Origin of the sequence: Rossellomorea aquimaris (assembly GCF_000935355.1) — a bacterium.
Taxonomy (GTDB): Bacteria; Bacillota; Bacilli; order Bacillales; family Bacillaceae_B; genus Rossellomorea; species Rossellomorea aquimaris_B.
The window spans coordinates 40,014-59,212 of sequence record NZ_JXZC01000001.1 but is presented as its reverse complement, the minus strand read 5'-3'; the positions used below and the strand labels follow the sequence as shown (position 1 = coordinate 59,212).

Below are 19,199 nucleotides of genomic sequence, written 5' to 3'. Positions count from 1 at the left end.
AGGCAACGAGAACATATTCTCGTTGCCTTTTTATTTTTCTTTAGCCCGTTTTAAAGCCAGTGATTTAGCATATTGTTTATGCTGTTCCTCGAATAGCTGAGATAACTGTATGAATGAATGGAATAAGGTTGGATTGTTTCTAATGAATTCGATTCTTTCCACTGCGTTTGCGGGTTTAATGGATAATTGATCGATGTGGGAGTCTTCATGATTCAGTCTTACCGGAAGGGAATTACTCCAGAATAAAAGCATATAAAATTGAGAAATGCTTTTTTTCATGGCATGCAATGTATTCTTTGAGCGTTTTTTATATAACGTTTTAAGATACTCCTCTTCTTCTCCCCAGCTCTTCAGAATGGTTCCTACATATAATTCATGATCGATCCAGGGAAATGAACCTGTAGCCACCTCATTGAAATAGAGAATTTCATAAGCAAAGAAAGGGTCATCCGGTGTGATATGAGAAGCATCCACTCTCACTTTTGAGTCAGGAAAGAAAAAGGGATCGATTAGCTGGGACGGGATGTACAAGATCCTTTCCTTCATATGTCACCCTTTTTCTTTAGTCTCTTTTGACCTTCTCTGCATAAATCGACCAGCGGGCAAACATCACATTGAGGGGATTGAGCTTTACAATGATATCGCCCAAAGAAAATCAACCGGTGATGAGTTTCGGACCATTCTTCCTTCGGTATTTTTTTCATTAGCGTTTTCTCTACTTCTAATACGCTATCTTTCCATCGGCATATCCCTAATCTCTTACTTACACGTTCAACATGGGTATCTACTGCCAGAGCCGGCACCCCAAATGCCACCGATACTACTACATTTGCAGTTTTCCTTCCTACTCCAGGCAGTTTCACTAATTCTTCATGACTTTCAGGAACATTTCCTCCATGTTCCGTCAAAATGATCTCACAAAGTTTACGAATGTTTTTTGCTTTGTTTCTGTACAACCCAATGGAGCGTATATCTTGTTGAAGTTCTTCCAGAGAGACCTCCAGATAATCTTCAGGTCGTTTATATTTTTCAAATAAGCCTTTTGTAACTTTATTTACTAAGGCATCAGTACATTGTGCCGATAAAAGGACCGCGATTACCAGCTCAAATGGATTCTCGTGACGGAGCTCACAGTGAGCGTCGGGAAACATCTCTCGCATTTCATCTAAGCATATTTGTATTTGTTTTTTATTTAACATGTGACTCAATACCTCCACCTTGTCCTATAAATCCTATTATCCAACATAAAAATAGACCAACCCTCAAGCAAGTGAGAGTCAGCCCTTTTATCGTCTTATTGCTCAAGCCAATTATAAAATGGTACTGATTTTCGTTTAGGAGAAGCACTAGTATCATTTGAAGCTGCGGGTTTTTGATGTGAACGGAAGCGTTGACTTTGGTTTCGGGCATCTTCGATGGTTTTCACACCGTTTTTCTTCCATTCGAAAAGAATGCGATCGATATATCTAAAATTCAGCTTCCCTGAAATGACAGCTTCTCTCAATGCTGCTTTAATAATAATAGTATTATGATCATCCTGGTCCAACCACATGGCCAACGTTTCGCATTCTAATGGAGATAGTGGTCGACCAAATTCCTGTTCAAATGTGGTGTAAATGTCTGCTTCTTCTTCCATTGATTTCTGCATTTGTTTCATTTTGGAATCTTGTATCACGAATTCAGCCATCTTTTCCCATAACGGATTGAGAGAATACTTTTCAAAAAGGATTCCATCAGGGGAAGACCCTTCTTCGATCGATAGAAACTGTTGTTGCATTAATTTTCTTAAAATAGACGAACAGTATTCAGTAGAAATACTCATAGGTTCTGAGAGCTCTTCTGGTGTAGGGAAATAGTTTCCCTTTTCCAGATGACCGTAAATATGCAAAAGTAAAACGAACTCTGACTCATTTAAACCTAATGTATTGTAATTTGATAATAATAATTGCGGAATGTTAAGTGTTCCCTCTTCGATCCAGGACACCATTAAACGTTTATAATCCATATTCGGCACACCTCACTCACTAGTATATCATGGTTCAGTATATGTGGACATGGTTATGAATTAGAAGAAAGATGGAAAAAAGAAAAGAACCGGCCGGCATTGCTCTAAAAGCAATCCGGCCAGCTCCTTGTTTGTTAGTATTATGGATATAAACGGTTTAGTAGTCGCGGGAATGGGATGGTTTCCCTCACGTGTTCTACTCCGCTGATCCAAGCCACTGTTCTCTCAAGTCCAAGACCGAAGCCTGAATGAGGAACAGATCCATATTCCCTTAATTCCAAGTACCACTTGTAAGCATCTGTAGCAAGTTCATGCTCTTCAATGCGAGCTTTCATCAACTCTGCATCGTGGATACGCTCTGAACCACCTATGATCTCTCCATAACCTTCCGGAGCGATTAGGTCAGCACATAATACCACATCATCACGATCCGGATCTGGTTGCATATAGAACGGCTTTAAAGATGTCGGATAATGAGTGATGAACACAGGTTTATCATAGCTTTCAGCAATGGCTGTCTCGTGCGGGGCACCGAAGTCATCTCCCCACTCGATGTCATCAAAGCCTTTTTCATGTAATAATTTTAGAGCATCGTCATACGTAATGCGCGGGAATGGTGCTTTGATCTGCTCTAATTTAGACGTATCTCTCCCCAAGCGGTCTAATTCAAGCTGACAGTTTTCCAATACTGATTGAACGATGTAAGAAACATATTGTTCCTGTACTTCGAGGTTATCCTTAAAGTCATAGAACGCCATTTCAGGCTCAATCATCCAAAATTCGATCAAATGACGACGAGTCTTTGACTTCTCCGCTCTGAATGTTGGTCCGAATGAGAATACTTTTCCTAATGCCATGGCCGCTGCTTCCATATAAAGCTGACCACTCTGAGAAAGGTAGGCATCTTCTTCAAAATACTTAGTGGCAAATAACTCGGTCGTTCCTTCCGGAGCACTTCCAGTCAGAATTGGAGGATCTACCTTGACAAATCCCTCTTGATTAAAGAATTCATATGTTGCACGAATGATTTCGTTACGAACTTTCATCACTGCATGTTGTTTACGGGAACGAAGCCAAAGGTGACGATGATCCATCAGGAACTCTGTTCCGTGCTCCTTTGGTGTAATTGGATAATCCACTGCTTCATGAATCACTTCTACGCTTTTCACTTGCAGTTCGTATCCAAAAGGTGAACGGGAGTCTTCTGACACCGTTCCTGTTACGTACAGAGACGTTTCTTGAGTCAATGATTTTGCTTTTTGGAAGATTTCTTCTTCCACTTCACTTTTCACGACAACACCTTGAATGAATCCAGTTCCATCACGAAGCTGAAGAAAAGCAATTTTTCCACTTGAACGTTTGTTGGCAAGCCATGCACCGATGGTTACTTCTTCACCAACAAACTTACTTACTTGAGATATAGTAGTTTTCACGATTTTTTCCCTCCAAAAAAACTAAGACGCTTATGTATCGTTATTTATTATACATTTACCCTTATCCCGTCGCAATAGATACAGCAAAACGAGATGATTTTAAGGAAAAAGCAGACCGAAATAAACACGGTCTGCAAACCTTGTATTATTTACTTTTCCTAACAACAAATTCATGCATTCTTTCAATTGCTTTTTCGAGTGCATCAAGACTTGTGGCATAAGAAAGACGGATATTATTGTCCGATCCGAACCCTGAACCAGGAATAACCGCTACCTTAGCCTCTTCCAGAAGAGCTTTGGTAAATTCGTCGACATTGTTGTAGCCTGTTTTCTGAGCCGCTACTGACACATTCGGGAACAGATAGAAAGCACCTTGAGGTTTTAAACAACTAAACCCTGGAATATTGTTTAATTTATCAAAAACAATATTTAAGCGCTCCTCAAATGACTGTCTCATATCCTCTACTGGCTGTTGATCGCCTAAATAGGCAGCAATCGTCCCAAATTGTGAAGTTGTCGTCGGGTTAGAAGTTGAATGACTGGCAAGATTTGTCATGGCTTTAATGATTGCCTCGTTACCTGCCGCATATCCAATTCTCCATCCCGTCATGGAATGAGATTTTGACACCCCGTTGATCACGATGGTTTGCTCTTTAAGTTCTGGAGACAATTCAGCAATAGAAGTATGTGAGTTCCCGTCATACACAAGCTTCTCATAAATCTCATCTGAAACGATCAAAACATCATTTTCTAAGCACACATCCCCAATCGCTTGTAATTCATCCGAAGAGTACAGCATGCCTGTAGGATTACTAGGTGTGTTAAGGATGACCGCTTTCGTCTTGGGAGTGATCGTCTCCTTTAACTGCCTTGGAGTCACTTTGTACTGATTCTCTTCTTTCCCTTCAACGATAACGGGAATTCCTCCGGCAAGCTTCACTTGTTCAGGATAGCTAACCCAATAAGGAGTAGGGATAATGACCTCATCACCTTCGTTTAATAGCACTTGAAATAATGTATAAAGGGCATGCTTTGCACCACTTGTTACGATGATTTCAGAAGGTGCATACGTAAGTTTCTGGTCTGTCTCAAACTTGTGGATGACGGCTTCTTTTAATTTGGCCATTCCACCAGATGGAGTATATTTGGTGTGGCCCTCAGTCATGGACTCATACGCAGCTTTGATGATATGTTCCGGCGTATTGAAGTCTGGTTCCCCTGCACCTAAGCCGATTACATCAATTCCTTGTGACTTCATTTCCTTTGCTTTTGCAGTAATTGCTAAAGTTGTTGATGGTGTTAACGCACTTACTCTGTCAGCTAACGTAAATTTCATTGATGTATTCCCCCTGATCATAAATTTTCAATTTTTCTCCACCATTCTCCTGTTGAAAACAGCAGGTAGAAATAATTTAAATTGTCTTGTTGATCTAAATAGGTAATTTCCCAAACAGGCCCGACGGATTCATATCCTAAACGGACCGATAATAATTCTTTCGGTTGCTTTTCATCATTTAGTTTATTGATTGCCTCTTCTTTTGAAATACCATCTGCCCATTTTTTTTCAATTATTTCCCCTTTTTTATTGGGTACCCAGGCCACGAGTTTCTCGTTTTGATCATCCTTACCTGTCACCACGACATATGACTTAGAGCCGTTGTAGAAGCTTGTGCTTTCAACATCGACGATAGCCGTTTCGGTTTTGACCCGGTCTAGAGCCTTTTCTGCTTGATTATTCAATGGGTTCCTGGAAACTTGATAAAGTACAATCGAAGCCGTTATCCCAAGGACGATGAACAATAGTGCGATAATCTTTATCCATTTTTTCATTACAATCACTCTTTATGTACGATAAATTGTTAATACTGCTTGATTCTGATCTTCCGGATCTAAGGCTAAACCAAACATATAATCATCTTTTTTTAAGGTTCTATTCAGTGTATCAACGACTTTATATAAGTTATCCGTATATTCGATACGAACGGTGGAAAGAATTTCAATTCGGCTCTCCATGGTGTTCCTCCTTTTACCCGCTTACCTATGGCATTTCCTTATAAAAAAACTCTACACACATTATAACAACATTAAAGGCTAATATGGTAGAGGTTATCACAAAAACTATCTGCTAATTCTCACTCATTCAGGCTGACAAATATGTCAGCCCTTCTTTATTTAATGGTGTTAGTCTGTATGGCCTTCTTCTTTAAACACTCCATCTTCTTGATCAAAAGTCAGCACTTCGTAGTTTCTCTTATTAAATTTAATGGCTATCAATCCATGCTGGCCTGTCAGATACAGGTCAATCCACGCCTCGTTGATGGCTTCGAGCATTTCACCATTAAGGAGTCGTTTCTTAGAACGATAAAGCAAAGCCGTTTGAGGATCGATATGCCTCAGAAGGCTATGGGACATGTTTTCAGACTTTGAGTGAAGAGGTATTTTTACAATGTTGACGTTCTTTAGGGGTTTTGTTAGCAAAACCTCTTCAGAATGCGATGATTGCGAGCTGAGCCACAAAAAGCGATGGTGATAAAAGGTTATTGAGAAGTCTAATCCTTCTCGATTCTCATTGCCTTCATGCATCACATTTAACGCCAACTCTTTCGAAAGTGAGTAAGACTGATTCTCTTGAATGGTGTGTATGGTATAGGAACCTATTTCCGATATAGCTTCAGCCAGAGATTTACCCACTATTATCTCTTCTATGGAGTATTTCTCCCCCAGCTCAGTAATCATATCCTCGTGCACTTCTCTTTTCTCCGTGATGATGATTCCCTTTATATTTTTAATACGAATTTGATTCAAATAATAATATAACTGATTGCTCTCCTGAAGAGGTCCGGTATTGATTAAATAATTTTCTCCAGAAGCTAAATGAAGTACAGCTACCTCCCCTTTAATTACAGGAAGAAAACTAATTGCATACTCCTCATGTGATACATGTAAATCCACCTGAGGCACTTTCATTCCATTGGTGTTTGAAATGACGATGAGAAAAGACAGCATTACCATTAAGATGACTCTCATTTTCAATCCTCCAGTTTCACATCTACTCTTTAGGTTGTGTTAAAGAGGAAAATTTATCACTGAAGTTTAATCTGTTTTAGAGCCATTCTTCAATCCATGAAACCAAATCAAATAAATCCCCTTCTTTTACTTCCATTGAAGGGATAGACTGGAGGAAAGCCTTTCCGTACCTTGTCGTCATCACTCTGCGGTCATACACTATTACGATTCCACGATCACTGCTTCTTCTAATCAGCCTCCCTACCCCTTGCTTGAACCGAATAATGGCTTCAGGTAAAGAGTGAGAGGAAAATGGGTTTTTCCCTCGAGCTTTCAGGATATCCGATTTTGCCTGATTGACAGGCTCGTCCGGTGGAGAAAACGGGAGTCTGACCATGGCAAGACAAGAAAGGTCTTCTCCTGGAATGTCTACCCCTTCCCAGAAACTGCTCGTTCCAAATAATATAGCCTTATCGAATCGCTGGAAATTCTTTGTCAGTCGCGTTCGACTCCCTGAGGTGATTCCTTGTGCCATTAATACATATTCCTCTAATAAACCACTTTCTTTCATCAACTCATACGTTTTCCTTAACATATCGTAAGACGTGAATAAAATGAGCATTCGACCTTTCGTCGCTTGTGCGACCCCTATTAAATGAGAGCTTATTGCTTCAATATACTCTTCACTTTGAACTTGCTGTATTTCAGGGACGTCTGTTGGGACGAATAATCTTGAAACTTCATTATAGTCAAATGGAGAAGTGAGCTGTACCTGTTTTACCCCCTGGTCGACAAGGCCTATTTCGTTTAAGAAGTAATTGAAAGACCCGCTGACGGTAAGGGTAGCTGAAGTCAGGACCACGCTTTTCTTTTTGGCAAAGATCTCATCATGAAGCTTGCGATCGACGGTAACAGGTTGAGCTTGTATGGAAAGACTGTTAGGTAATGACCTTGTGTCTCCATCAAGCCAAAGAACATGGTTGTTCATATCCCTTAAAAATACCGTTTGAAAATTCATTCTCAACTCCGTGAAATCCACTAAAAAGCTGTAGAACTCTTCAATTAAGGCTTTTTCTTTATCAAGGAGTTTTATCTTCTTATCCTTGATTGCTTCAAGTACCTGCTGAAACTCTCTTTCTACAAACTTCATTCCTGAAATGACTCGTTCCATGGCCATGAGAACAGGTTGAAAGTAAGTACTTTTTTTCATGTCATCTGTAATTCTCAGCTGTATTTTTTGTATTCCGGTTCTCTTTTTGGCTTTCTTATAGAAAACGCTCGTTAACACTCCAATGGCCTCTTCCAAGTCAACGTAAAACTGGCCAATACGTGCATCCAGCTCAAATGAATGAATTTTCATTTCAATTGAGTGACTGGAAATAAGCTGATCCAGACGATAAAACAACTGTTTTTGGTCCAGTGTTCCTAATTGGGAAGTACTGAACTTAATGGAGAGATAATCCATTACGACTCCAAGATGCTGTCTTGCTGACTTCTCCAGATGATGAGCCTCATCTATTACCAAATATTCGTAAGGAGGAAGCATGCTGCTGTCATTCACAATATCAGTCAGAAGCATTGAGTGATTCGTAATGATGATATCTGCTTCTTGAGCACTCTTTCTTGCGAAAAGATAGAAATCTTTCCCTATCCACGGATCCTTTGTATGAGGCAAGTGCCAGCCATCATGTTTTAAACGATTCCAGAACAATTGCCCTCCCGAGGTGAGGTTAAGTTCATCCATATCACCGGACTCTGTTCGTGTCAGCCAGACTAAAATCTGCATTTTTGTTAGAACTACATCATACTGAGACTCCTCTTCACGGAGGGACTGTTCAAACTTAAACAGGTTTATGTAATGGTTTTTCCCTTTTAACAGGACGGTTTTGAATGGTATAGGGCTTATTCTTTCCAATAATTTAATTTCTTTATGAAGTAATTGCTCTTGCAATTGGACGGTGTATGTACTGATGACCACTCTTTCCCGAGTGGACTTGGAAAACATGACCGCTGGCCATAAGTAGCCCAGTGACTTTCCAACCCCTGTTCCCGCTTCTATGACCACATGACGGGAATCATGAAAAGCATGTTGAATCTCATTCATCATGTCCATTTGCTGCTCCCTCTTCTCATAGAAGGGGACATGCTTTTTTAAGTGCTGTTCTATATTGGGTTCATCAAAAAGGAGCTCTTCAATAGGTGATTCATCTTTGGTTGAAGCAGCTTTCTTCAGAAGAGCCAGTCCTCGGTACACCTCTAACTGTGGTGGAAGGTCCTCTACGTGCTTTTGTTTCTCACTCACAATACTGTCAAACAATAAGGAGAGATCACTTTTCAAATGATGAGAAAGCTTGTGTAGCTTTTCGAGTGTGACTAATGGAAGCTTTGACAATTCTTCAATAAAATATAGAAGGATTTCAGCTGTCACATAGGCATCACTGTCTGCTTGGTGAGGCCTTACATGGCTTAAATCCAATGAATTGGACAGTTCCGTCAGTTTAAAACTGTCTGCCGATGGTAAGGCCACTTTAGCTAACTCTACTGTATCAAACGCAGGTCCCGTAAATGGATTATAGCCTGCCTCTTCCAGTTCTGCTTGAAGAAATGAAAGATCGAATTGAACGTTATGGGCAACAAAAACGCCATGATCCAGAAGCTCTAGTATTTTAGGTGCAATTTCATGAAAGGCTGGAGCGTCCTTGACCATGTCATCATTGATCCCCGTTAACTCCTCAATAAACGCAGGGATCGGTTTTCCAGGTGACACAAATGAAGTGTATTGATCAATGATTCTTCCGCCTTCTATAATAACCGCTGATAGTTGGATGATTTTTTCTCCCTTTTTAGGAGAATTTCCTGTTGTCTCAAGATCGATAACAACCAGTTTAAATGGGTACATGTTATTCACTGCCTTTATATAGATCCTACATCATTCTCTTATATTTCTAAATAAGTGTACCATAAACAAAAAAGCAAGTCTCCTATTCACAAATTAGAAGACTTGCCGATTTCTTTTATAGTATTGTTGCTTCCGGTTCTGTTCCGATCATATCAATGATGCGGTTATTTTCTCCCATGATGGCTACTTTCGGGATATGGTCATGAACCATTTCTTCAGCTACCAACTTATATGATATGATGATAACAATATCACCTCTTTGCACAAGTCTTGCAGCAGCTCCGTTCAAACATATGACCCCGCTCCCTCTTTCACCTGGGATAATATAGGTTTCCAAACGGGCACCATTGTTGTTGTTTACAATCTGAACCTTTTCGTTCGCCATCATACCGACTGCATCTAATATATCCTGATCGATTGTAATGCTTCCAACGTAATCTAAGTTCGCTTCCGTCACAGTCGCTCTATGGATTTTACCACTCATCATCGTTCTAAACATTTAAATCCCCCTCTGGTTCTACACTGATGATTATATTATCAATCAATCTGGCCTGCTTAAATTGAACTGCCAAAGCGATAATGATTTCCCCATGTAAGCTAGTCAATTCCGCTAGCTCAGGGTAGGTATACACTTCCACATAATCAATTTCCCCAGATGTATTTTCTTGGATGTTCTTTGAGATCTTAGAAATAATGGCATCGGGATTTCGTTCCCCATCTTCAATGCTAATTTTAGCTTCTGTCAGACTTTGATAAAGAGTAGGAGCTTCCCTTCTTTCTTCTGCTGAAAGGTAGACATTTCTTGAGCTTTTCGCCAATCCATCCTCTTCCCTGACGGTAGGCACCCTCACGATTTCCACCGGAAAGAAATAATCGCTCACTAACCCTTCCACTACTGCTATCTGCTGGGCATCCTTCAGCCCAAAATACGCTCTCGTCGGCTGAATAAGATGAAACAATTTAGTCAGAACGGTTACCACTCCGTCAAAATGACCTTCCCGCTTTCGTCCGCACAATACTTCTACCCGCTCCGTCACACTCAAGGTGACAGATTGCGTCCCTTTGTACATTTCTTCTACTTCAGGAATAAAGAGTATATCAACCCCAACATCCTTTGCTAACTCAGTATCTCGTTCAACATCACGGGGGTAGCGGTCGAAGTCTTCATTCGGACCGAACTGCAGGGGGTTTACAAAGATACTCATCACGACAGTATCATTGTTTTTCCCCGCTTCCTCCACCAGAGTCAAGTGGCCTTCATGAAGGTACCCCATTGTAGGGACAAATCCGATAGAGGCCCCGGAAGTCTTTTCATGTTGTATCGTACGCTGTAAATCTAATAATTTTGTTATCACTTTCATTTTTTCATTCCACCATAAAGAGCATCCAATTCTTCCTCACGCATCGTAAAGGAATGGTCATCTGTCGGGAAGCTCTCACCTTTAACTTCTTCTATATAGGTTTTTATACTGCTATGAATGGCTTCTGATACGTTGCTGTATTGTTTAACAAACTTAGGCACACGATTCACTCCGTATGTTACAAGATCATGGAACACTAACACCTGGCCATCGGTTTCACTGCCCGCCCCAATTCCAATCGTCGGAATCGTCAAGGCTTCTGAAATCTCTTTGGCTATTTGCTTTGGTACACACTCTAACACAAGTGCAAAAGCACCTGCCTGTTCACATTTTATGGCATCATCGATCAACTTTTTGGCCGTGTCGGCTGTTTTCCCTTGTACTTTATATCCACCAAGGACACCAACGGATTGAGGGGTTAAGCCTAAATGAGCCATAACGGGTATGCCGGCACTTGTTAGGGAATGAATACGATCAATCACATGATCTCCCCCCTCAACCTTCACAGCGTGGGATCCTCCCTGTTGAAGGATCTGAGCCGCTGTTTTAAGAGTTTCATCTCTGGACAGGTGGTACGACATAAACGGCATATCGGTGACGATAAAGGTATTTTTGGCCCCTCTTTTTACTGCTTTCGTATGATGGATCATATCTTCAACTGTAACGGGTACTGTTGAGTCATAACCCAATACAACCATTCCGAGGCTGTCACCTACCAGGATGACATCAATGCCCGCTTCTTCCGCTATCTTGGCACTTGGATAATCATAGGCTGTAAGCATGGAAATCTTTTCTCTCTTATCCTTCATCTTAAGAAAATCTGTTGTTTGTTTCATTATGTCCTCCTTCTTTTCAGTCAGAGGTGACGAAACGCAATGAAAGCACTTTCATAACAGAAATGAAAAAACCTCCTGAATAAATGACAGAAGGATCATAAGTGTTTAGTATCATTGTTTCGACCCTCTGTCCCAGTCCGCAATGGATCAAGGCAGAAATTTGTATTAAAATGCTGAACGTGCAAAGGGTGCAGTTCCAAGGATACTGCCCAATGAGATTATACCATAAAAAAACGAGATGGAAGCAATCGTTTAGCTTCCACCTCGTCTATCCTTAAATATTCACTTCAATATCCGCTGAATAAATTTGATGAACGGTTCCCGTTGAGTCTTCGATTTTTAGAACTCCTTCATCCGTTATTCCCAATGCTTTACCTTCAATCGTTCCATTTATGGTACGGGCACGGATTTTCTTCCCGATACTGATTGCATAACTCTCCCATAATAGCTTGATCGGTGTAAAACCTTCTTTCATATAGATGGAATACAAGGCTTCAATTCGTTCTAACACTTTTTGAACCATTTCAGATCTTGAAAGGGTATTCCCTTGTTCAATTGCCAGTGAGGTTGCAATCGTCTGAAGTTCATCAGGAAAGTGTTCCCTCGTGTGATTCACATTCATGCCGATACCGATGATAATGGAATTTATTTTATCGGATTCCGCTTGCAGTTCCGTCAATATTCCCGTCACTTTCTTTCCGTCAATAAGAATATCATTCGGCCATTTGATTTGAGGATGAAGGTCCGTTACTTCTTCGATCGCTTGAACGACGGCAACTGCAGTAATGAGCGTAAACTGCGGTGCCTTTTGGGGTGGAAGAAGGGGTTTTAAGATCAGACTCATCCAAATTCCCGTTCCCTTTGATGAGTGCCATTCTCTCATCAGCCTTCCTCTTCCGGCTGTTTGTTCGTCCGCAACGACCAACGTACCCTCTGCTGCACCGTCGCCAGCAAGCACATGTGCGATCCGTTGTGTACTTTGTACCGACTCTTCATAATGGATCACTCTGCCTAACGTTTTCGTTTGTAATCCCAAGCGGATCTTACTTTCTGTCACACTATCAGGGGTCTCAATAATTCGATATCCTTTTTTTCTTACGGCCTCTAAAACAAAGCCTTCTTTACGAAGTTCTTCAATATGCTTCCAAATGGCGGTTCTTGAACATCCTGCAATATCAGCCAGCGCTTGTCCGGATAAAAATTCCTGATCCGATTCAGACAAAGCGTGAAGCAATTTCTTCTTTATAGTCGATTGCATGTCTCAAGCCACCTCCTTATCATTTCTTTATCGTTCATGATTGTCCCGGTTATAATTGCAGTTTCAATTTCAGCCAAACGTTCCTTCAGCCATGGACCGCCCTTTTTGTTCGCCCATGTCATTAGGTCATTTCCTGTTACATCCAGCTGCTGTCTGGATGTAATCGCTAAAGATTGATATTCTTCCTTCACCGCTTCTACAGAAGAAACCGGTATGGATTCTATGCATTCATAGACTTTCTCAACGTTAATGACTGCTTCCATACCCGCACGATAAAGCAAAGGCTTAGACCAGCCGGATTTCCTTCTTAACTGCAGGATTTCAAGCTCCTTCGAACGATCCCGTACCGTTTTCGTCGGGAGTCTCCAGCTTTTAAGAAATTCCTGGGGATCAGTATCCCCAATGAAGGCTAAAAGAAGTAACCATGCCTGGTCCTTATTTATGTCTTCTAATCGAGGAAGATCCGCAACCTTTTGAAGAGCTTCTTTATGGTGAGTAAAATGAGGGAGTTCAGTATATAGATTGGTACGAACAAGGAGGATAAATGCTTCTCGTTTCCATTTACCTCCTGCGATCTTCTCGAACTCCATCGTTTTTCTTTCAACGGCAATATGCTCCAGCAGTTTAGAGTGCTCCTTTAGAGCATTCAATGTACCAGACTCAATCTTGAAGCCTAGTTGGCTGACAAACCGGACTCCCCTCATCATACGGAGGGCGTCCTCTGTAAACCTCAAATCCGGTGATCCCACTGTTCTGATCATCCTGTTATGTATATCTTCCCGGCCATTAAAAGGGTCAAATATCCTACCCTGTCCATCCATGGCGATACTATTCATCGTGAAATCACGCCGCTCCAGGTCCCCTTCCAGTGAACGGATGAATTCCACCTTATCAGGTCTTCTAAAGTCAGCATATGTTGATTCTGTTCTGAAGGTAGTGATTTCATATTCCCTTCCTTCATCTACGACCAGAAGGGTTCCGTGTTCAATGCCGATATCAATCGTCTTCGGAAATATCTCCTTTAATTCTTGAGGATAGGCAGACGTAGCGATATCTACGTCATTAATAGGCCTATTCAGCAAGTAATCCCTAACAGAGCCTCCAACGAAATAAGCTTCGAACCCTGCCATTTCAATTTTCTTTAAAACGGGTACGGCTTGTTGAAATATAGACGGTAACAATTTTTACACCTGCTTTACTCAGATCTTTTCCTTCAGACTATTTTATTATAGAAGCGCTTCGTAGATCTGTTCATACTCTTTGACAATCTTACTGGAGTGAAACTTTGTTCTCGCCGTATGTAGTGCATTTCCCGAAAGTTCCTTGTGAAGCTTCACATCTGTCAGTAATTCCAACGATTTTTCTGCAACCTGAGAGACGTTCCCGATTTCACATATAAAGCCATTGTATCCATCCTCGATCACTTCAGGGATCCCTCCTACATTCGTTCCAATGCTTGGTACGCCACAAGCCATAGCCTCAAGGGCTACTAAACCGAAGCTTTCCTTTTCTGAAAGAAGCAGCTTAATATCACTGATCGAATAAAGCTCTTCTAAGTTATCCTGTTTTCCAAGGAAAAGGACTCGACCTTCTAATCCAAGTTCTCTAACCTGTTTGCAAATCACCGTCATTTCAGGTCCGTCCCCAACAAGGAGAAGTTTAGCCGGCATCTCGTTTTGTATAAGATTGAACGCAGCTACAACATCTGTTACCCTTTTCACGCCACGAAAGTTGGAAACATGGATAATGACCTTTTCATTATCCCTAATTCCATATTCATTTCTAAGGTGCTGAGAATCTACTGCCTTATACACTCTTTCATCTATGAAATTATAGACCGTTTGAATTTCTTTATCCGGTTGGATCAAATCATTGGTTTGTTTCACCAAAGCGGAAGAAACTGCGGTGACCACATCAGACTTTTCAATACCGAATCGAATCGCTTTTGTTAAAGAAGGATCATAACCAAGCACAGTAATATCGGTTCCGTGCAGGGTAGTAACAATCTTTACATCTTTACCAGACATTTGTTTACCCAAAATGGCACAGACTGCATGTGGGATTGCATAATGCACATGCAGGATGTCCAGGTTCTCACGTTCTATAATTTCAGCCATTTTATTCGCCAGTGCTATATCGTAAGGTGGATATTGAAACACTGAATACTGACTCACTTCCACCTGATGAAAGTATATGTTGTGATACATTTTATTTAACCGAAATGGAATGCTCGAGGTAATAAAGTGAATTTCATGGCCTTTCTCTGCTAATAATTTACCCAGTTCAGTAGCCACTACGCCTGAGCCACCAACGGTCGGGTAGCAGGTGATTCCTATTTTCATTTTCATACCATTAATCTCCTAACAAATCTTGATGCAATAGTAGGGTATTATAGGAGAAGAATCCTTCAGCGTACCGTAAGCCGGCTTCTTTCCCCATCATTCGCTCCCTTGCTTCAACCGCTTCAATGTAGCCTTCTGTTAAAGGAGTGGACACCCCTTCAGGCCCTTGGGTAAACTGACTCGAATATGCTTCTAAGCTCCGAATCTTCGTATGCATATGCGCCTCGATGTCCACTACAAATTGAGGTTTATGAAAACCGTTGATCATATAAAAATACAGATTTTCCGCTTTATGAGCCTGGGTAGTGGAATGGATATTCCTAATTCCAGCTGAGAAAAAAGCTTCTTTAACCAAGCGTGCCGCATTTCCATGATCAGGATGACGATCCTTTTCATATGGAGCAAATACCGCTTTCGGTTTGTGCATTCTGATCATGTTAACCACTTTCTGAATGTTTTCATCTGTTATGTAAACTCCCCTATCAGGAATATCTAGGGTTTCTCTCTTGCAGGCACCCAGTATGCGTGCAGCTGACCTTGCTTCTTCTTTGCGTAAAGAAACCGTCCCATTCGAAGAAAGTTCTGCCTCTGTCAGATCGCAAATCACAATCTTCTTTCCTTCAGCTGCATATTTCGCAATGGTGCCGCCCATTCCGATCTCCACATCGTCGGCATGAGCTCCGAATGCAAGGATGTCAACTTGTTGATCCACGTTACTCCTCCTTATCCTTTACCACACTTCGCCACTCGATATCCCCTCTTTCAAGCCCTTTCACCAGTACTTCAGCTGTTCCCATATTGGTTGCTAATGGGACTGAATATACATCACACAGTCTGATGAGGGCAGATACGTCCGGTTCATGGGGTTGAGCTGTTAGAGGATCTCTAAAGAAAAGAACAAGATCCATATTATTATTAGCAATATAGGAGCCTATCTCCTGGTCTCCTCCCAGGGGACCTGACCGGAAACGATGGACAGATAGTCCCGTTTCTTCCCCGATTCTCTTTCCCGTTGTTCCCGTAGCAAAAAGAGCGTGCTTCTCTATTATCGGCTTATAAGCTAAAACAAAACGAATCAGATCATCTTTTTTCTTATCATGAGCTATTAATGCGATGTTCATAACACTCATCCTTTAATCTAAAATATTTTCCAACCCGTACACCAGGGTATCCAGTTTCATGACAGTATCAACGGAAACCTTCACTCCCGACATGAAGCTTCCCCTGTTAAAAGAGTCATGACGAATCGTTAAAGTCTGACCCTCCGCTCCCAACATCACCTGTTGATGAGCGACCAGTCCCGGCAGGCGAACACTATGGATGTGCATGCCATCAACATTTGCTCCCCTTGCACCCGGGTGTGTTTCTTTTTCATCAGGGTGCCCCTGCTGCTTCGATTCTCTCACTTCCCTGATCATTTCGGCTGTCTTAACGGCAGTCCCTGAAGGAGCATCCAGTTTTTGGTCGTGATGTAATTCAATGATTTCCACATCGTCAAAATACTTAGCAGCCATCTGGGAAAATTTCATCATGAGCACTGCACCAATCGCAAAATTAGGAGCGATGATACATCCCAATGACTTTGATTCTGCCAGGACCTTTAATTCATTTAATTCTTCTGTAGTAAAACCTGTCGTACCAACAACTGGTCTGACACCGTATTCGAGTGCTGTTTTCGTATGGTGATAACCCACCTCTGGAGTTGTCAGGTCGATAAGCACATGTGGTGTTTGAGCCTGGAAGCATGTTTCGATATCAGCGTATACTGGTACATCTATATCTATTTCTTTTTTGTAATCAATCACACTAATAAGCGTAAAATGTTCAGTATCCTTTACTAACTGAACCGCTTCTTTCCCCATTCTTCCTCTTGGTCCAGCAATCGTGACATTAATTTGTTCCATCTTCATCCCCACTTTCAATTCTTGTCCAGCGATTTTTATCTCTTGTATTAAATTTATGCATCACACGATCGTGGGCCTCTTCCAAGCTGATATCGAGGGAGTTTGCCAGGCAGATGACCACAAACAATAGATCCCCGAGCTCTTCTTCAATCGTTTTTTCTTCCTCTGAATTCTTCTTTGGTTTTTCTCCATAATAATGATTCACTTCTCTCGCCAGTTCGCCAAGCTCCTCCGTGAGCCTCGCAACCATTGCCAATGGACTGAAATATCCTTCTTTAAATTGACTTATGTATTGGTCTACTTCTTTTTGTAATTGATCCATCGTTTTTTTATTATCCATAAGAAGTCACACTCCTTCATTATCTCCTATCATGTTAGCTAAATCCTTCCCGTTTGACAAATATTACGTTTGATTTATTAACTCTTCATTGCTAGTTTGTTTTTCTTCTTATATAATGTCTCTGTCAACGAGATAATACGAATAAAAGGAGGGAATCACAGTTGTTTGGATTACGTTTGAAAAATATATTGTTCATCCTGTTGGGATCAGCTATATTCGCTTTTGGACTTGTTCATTTTAATATCCAAAATAAGCTGGCTGAAGGCGGGTTTACCGGAATCACACTTATCCTATATTTTTTATTTGACATTGATCCGTCGTACTCCAACCTAGCATTAAATATACCCCTATTTTTCATAGGATGGAAGCTTCTCGGAAAGAAAGCTTTTTATTATACTGTACTCGGTACGGTCAGCCTTTCTGTATTTCTATGGATTTTCCAAAGATATCAAATGACGATCAACCTCGAAGGCGATTTGTTTCTTGCAGCATTGTTCGCAGGTGTCTTTATCGGGGTGGGTCTTGGGATCATTTTCAGATATGGAGGAACAACAGGCGGCGTTGATATTATCGCTCGACTCGCCCATAAGTACATAGGATGGAGCATGGGGAAAACGATGTTTATGTTTGACGCCGTTGTCATTGGAGCGTCTCTCATTACGTATCTGGAATACAGGGAAGCCATGTATACGCTGGTGGCTGTATTCGTTGCGGCAAGGGTCATTGACTTTATGCAGGAAGGGGCATACTCAGCCAGAGGTGCCATGATCATTTCCGATAGCCATGAAGAAATCGCTACTGTCATCAATGAAAAAATGGATAGGGGAGTAACCGTTTTAAGGGGGCATGGTTCGTTCACGAAACAAGACCGGGAAGTGCTCTACTGCGTGGTTGGTAAAAATGAAATCGTCCGCCTCAAAAATATTATCACGAGCGTCGATCCACACGCCTTCGTCTCCGTCACGGTCGTGCATGACGTACTAGGTGAAGGCTTTACGTTAGATGCAGATAAAAATCCTTTGCATGACTAAAAGGCAGACCCTCTAAACGGATCTTCAGGCAAAAAAAAAGCCGGGCTCAACACTTGAGTCCGGCTCCTTCTTTATTTAATATCAATCGTCATTATTCATCCCAGTAAAGATTAACACAAGCCTTAGTAATTCAATAACCGCAACTGCTGCAGCCGCTACATACGTCATTGCCGCGGCGTTCAACACTTTACGTGCATGTCGTTCTTCTTCATTACGAATCAGACCAAGTGAAACAATTTGATTCATAGCCCGGGAAGAAGCATTAAACTCAACAGGAAGGGTGATCAATTGGAACACGACCCCTGCTGCCATCAGAATGATACCAAGCAGGAACATCCCTGTCATTTGAGTGAACATCCCGATCAGTAAGAAGATCCAGGACATATTGGAGCCTATGTTCGCTACTGGAACCAAGGAATGACGGAATCGTAGGAATGCATAGCTTTCAGCATCTTGAATCGCATGGCCGACTTCATGGGCCGCCACAGCTGCTCCCGCTACAGAATGTCCGTGATAGTTATCTGGCGACAAGGCAACCGTTTTGGTAATCGGGTTGTAATGATCACTTAAAAACCCCCTGCCTTCCACGACCTTCACGTTGTGTAAACCATTTTCGTCCAGAATCCTTCTAGCCATTTCCCTGCCTGTCATACCGGAAGTAGTGGCTACCCTTGAATATTTCTTGAACGTACTTTTTACCCGCATTTGAGCTCCAATTGGAATAAGAGCAATGAGTAAAAAGTAAATAATAAATCCTGCCATTATCGTAATAACCTCCAGATGT

The 19,199-nt window shown here is 41.4% G+C and carries 21 protein-coding genes; 1 reads left to right on the top strand and 20 read right to left on the bottom strand.

The features are described 5' to 3' along the window. Positions 1–30: 30 nt before the first annotated feature. The 19 genes from TV75_RS00325 to TV75_RS00240 all read right to left on the bottom strand — a co-directional run bounded on the left by TV75_RS00325 (position 31) and on the right by TV75_RS00240 (position 17,384). The gene (locus TV75_RS00325) at positions 31–546 is read right to left on the bottom strand and encodes a YpoC family protein (RefSeq protein WP_044336392.1); all 516 of its coding nucleotides are present in this window, start codon (positions 544–546) and stop codon (positions 31–33) included. Further along, complete coding sequence (gene nth, locus TV75_RS00320) at positions 543–1,199, bottom strand: endonuclease III (protein ID WP_044336391.1); 657 nt, start codon at positions 1,197–1,199, stop codon at positions 543–545. Before nth ends, TV75_RS00325 begins: the two co-directional genes overlap by 4 nt. A 95-nt stretch (positions 1,200–1,294) precedes the next feature. Next, on the bottom strand, positions 1,295–2,005 hold the full coding sequence (locus tag TV75_RS00315) for a DnaD domain-containing protein (RefSeq protein WP_044336390.1): 711 nt from the start codon (positions 2,003–2,005) through the stop codon (positions 1,295–1,297). A gap of 140 nt (positions 2,006–2,145) precedes the next feature. After that, positions 2,146–3,438 (bottom strand): asparagine--tRNA ligase, encoded by a 1,293-nt coding sequence (asnS, locus tag TV75_RS00310; protein WP_156142288.1) that lies wholly within the window; start codon positions 3,436–3,438, stop codon positions 2,146–2,148. 145 nt (positions 3,439–3,583) lie between these two features. Further along, a complete protein-coding gene (locus tag TV75_RS00305) occupies positions 3,584–4,774 on the bottom strand; it encodes a pyridoxal phosphate-dependent aminotransferase (protein ID WP_044336386.1) in 1,191 nt (396 codons plus the stop codon). A gap of 17 nt (positions 4,775–4,791) precedes the next feature. Continuing rightward, positions 4,792–5,268 carry a cell wall elongation regulator TseB-like domain-containing protein gene (locus TV75_RS00300; RefSeq protein WP_044336384.1) on the bottom strand — a complete coding sequence of 159 codons (477 nt, stop codon included), beginning with the start codon at positions 5,266–5,268 and terminating at the stop codon, positions 4,792–4,794. A gap of 12 nt (positions 5,269–5,280) precedes the next feature. Continuing rightward, a complete protein-coding gene (locus TV75_RS21285; RefSeq protein WP_082051082.1) occupies positions 5,281–5,451 on the bottom strand; it encodes a YpmA family protein in 171 nt (56 codons plus the stop codon). Between the two features lie 168 nt (positions 5,452–5,619). Further along, positions 5,620–6,465, bottom strand: a complete 846-nt coding sequence (locus tag TV75_RS00295) for a hypothetical protein (RefSeq protein WP_044336382.1) — start codon at positions 6,463–6,465, stop codon at positions 5,620–5,622. Between the two features lie 76 nt (positions 6,466–6,541). Next, positions 6,542–9,343 (bottom strand): ATP-dependent DNA helicase DinG, encoded by a 2,802-nt coding sequence (gene dinG, locus TV75_RS00290; RefSeq protein ID WP_044336379.1) that lies wholly within the window; start codon positions 9,341–9,343, stop codon positions 6,542–6,544. Positions 9,344–9,458: 115 nt separating this feature from the next. Further along, positions 9,459–9,842, bottom strand: a complete 384-nt coding sequence (gene panD / locus TV75_RS00285; RefSeq protein ID WP_044336378.1) for an aspartate 1-decarboxylase — start codon at positions 9,840–9,842, stop codon at positions 9,459–9,461. After that, positions 9,835–10,704 carry a pantoate--beta-alanine ligase gene (gene panC, locus TV75_RS00280; protein ID WP_044336376.1) on the bottom strand — a complete coding sequence of 290 codons (870 nt, stop codon included), beginning with the start codon at positions 10,702–10,704 and terminating at the stop codon, positions 9,835–9,837. The genes panD and panC overlap by 8 nt, the downstream gene beginning before the upstream one ends. After that, positions 10,701–11,540, bottom strand: coding sequence for a 3-methyl-2-oxobutanoate hydroxymethyltransferase (panB, locus tag TV75_RS00275; protein WP_044336374.1), 840 nt, complete (start codon positions 11,538–11,540; stop codon positions 10,701–10,703). The genes panC and panB overlap by 4 nt, the downstream gene beginning before the upstream one ends. A 274-nt stretch (positions 11,541–11,814) precedes the next feature. Next, entirely contained in the window at positions 11,815–12,798 is a 984-nt protein-coding gene (locus tag TV75_RS00270; protein WP_044336372.1) for a biotin--[acetyl-CoA-carboxylase] ligase, read from the bottom strand. Next, on the bottom strand, positions 12,783–13,979 hold the full coding sequence (locus TV75_RS00265; RefSeq protein ID WP_044336369.1) for a CCA tRNA nucleotidyltransferase: 1,197 nt from the start codon (positions 13,977–13,979) through the stop codon (positions 12,783–12,785). Before TV75_RS00265 ends, TV75_RS00270 begins: the two co-directional genes overlap by 16 nt. A 45-nt stretch (positions 13,980–14,024) precedes the next feature. Beyond that, complete coding sequence (bshA, locus tag TV75_RS00260) at positions 14,025–15,146, bottom strand: N-acetyl-alpha-D-glucosaminyl L-malate synthase BshA (RefSeq protein ID WP_044336367.1); 1,122 nt, start codon at positions 15,144–15,146, stop codon at positions 14,025–14,027. A 4-nt stretch (positions 15,147–15,150) separates the two neighbouring features. Continuing rightward, positions 15,151–15,852: a bacillithiol biosynthesis deacetylase BshB1 gene (gene bshB1, locus TV75_RS00255; protein ID WP_082051081.1), complete on the bottom strand. Its 702-nt coding sequence runs from the start codon at positions 15,850–15,852 to the stop codon at positions 15,151–15,153. 1 nt (position 15,853) lies between these two features. Continuing rightward, positions 15,854–16,261: a methylglyoxal synthase gene (gene mgsA, locus TV75_RS00250; protein ID WP_044336365.1), complete on the bottom strand. Its 408-nt coding sequence runs from the start codon at positions 16,259–16,261 to the stop codon at positions 15,854–15,856. 12 nt (positions 16,262–16,273) lie between these two features. Continuing rightward, on the bottom strand, positions 16,274–17,044 hold the full coding sequence (gene dapB, locus TV75_RS00245; protein ID WP_044336363.1) for a 4-hydroxy-tetrahydrodipicolinate reductase: 771 nt from the start codon (positions 17,042–17,044) through the stop codon (positions 16,274–16,276). Further along, on the bottom strand, positions 17,031–17,384 hold the full coding sequence (locus TV75_RS00240) for a nucleotide pyrophosphohydrolase (RefSeq protein ID WP_044336361.1): 354 nt from the start codon (positions 17,382–17,384) through the stop codon (positions 17,031–17,033). The genes dapB and TV75_RS00240 overlap by 14 nt, the downstream gene beginning before the upstream one ends. Positions 17,385–17,545: 161 nt before the next feature. Between TV75_RS00240 and TV75_RS00235 the strand changes: the two genes are divergently transcribed. After that, on the top strand, positions 17,546–18,415 hold the full coding sequence (locus TV75_RS00235; RefSeq protein ID WP_044336359.1) for a YitT family protein: 870 nt from the start codon (positions 17,546–17,548) through the stop codon (positions 18,413–18,415). An 81-nt stretch (positions 18,416–18,496) separates the two neighbouring features. Here the strand turns inward: TV75_RS00235 and TV75_RS00230 are convergent, their stop codons facing one another. After that, a complete protein-coding gene (locus tag TV75_RS00230; protein ID WP_044336358.1) occupies positions 18,497–19,177 on the bottom strand; it encodes a zinc metallopeptidase in 681 nt (226 codons plus the stop codon). Positions 19,178–19,199: the final 22 nt, after the last annotated feature.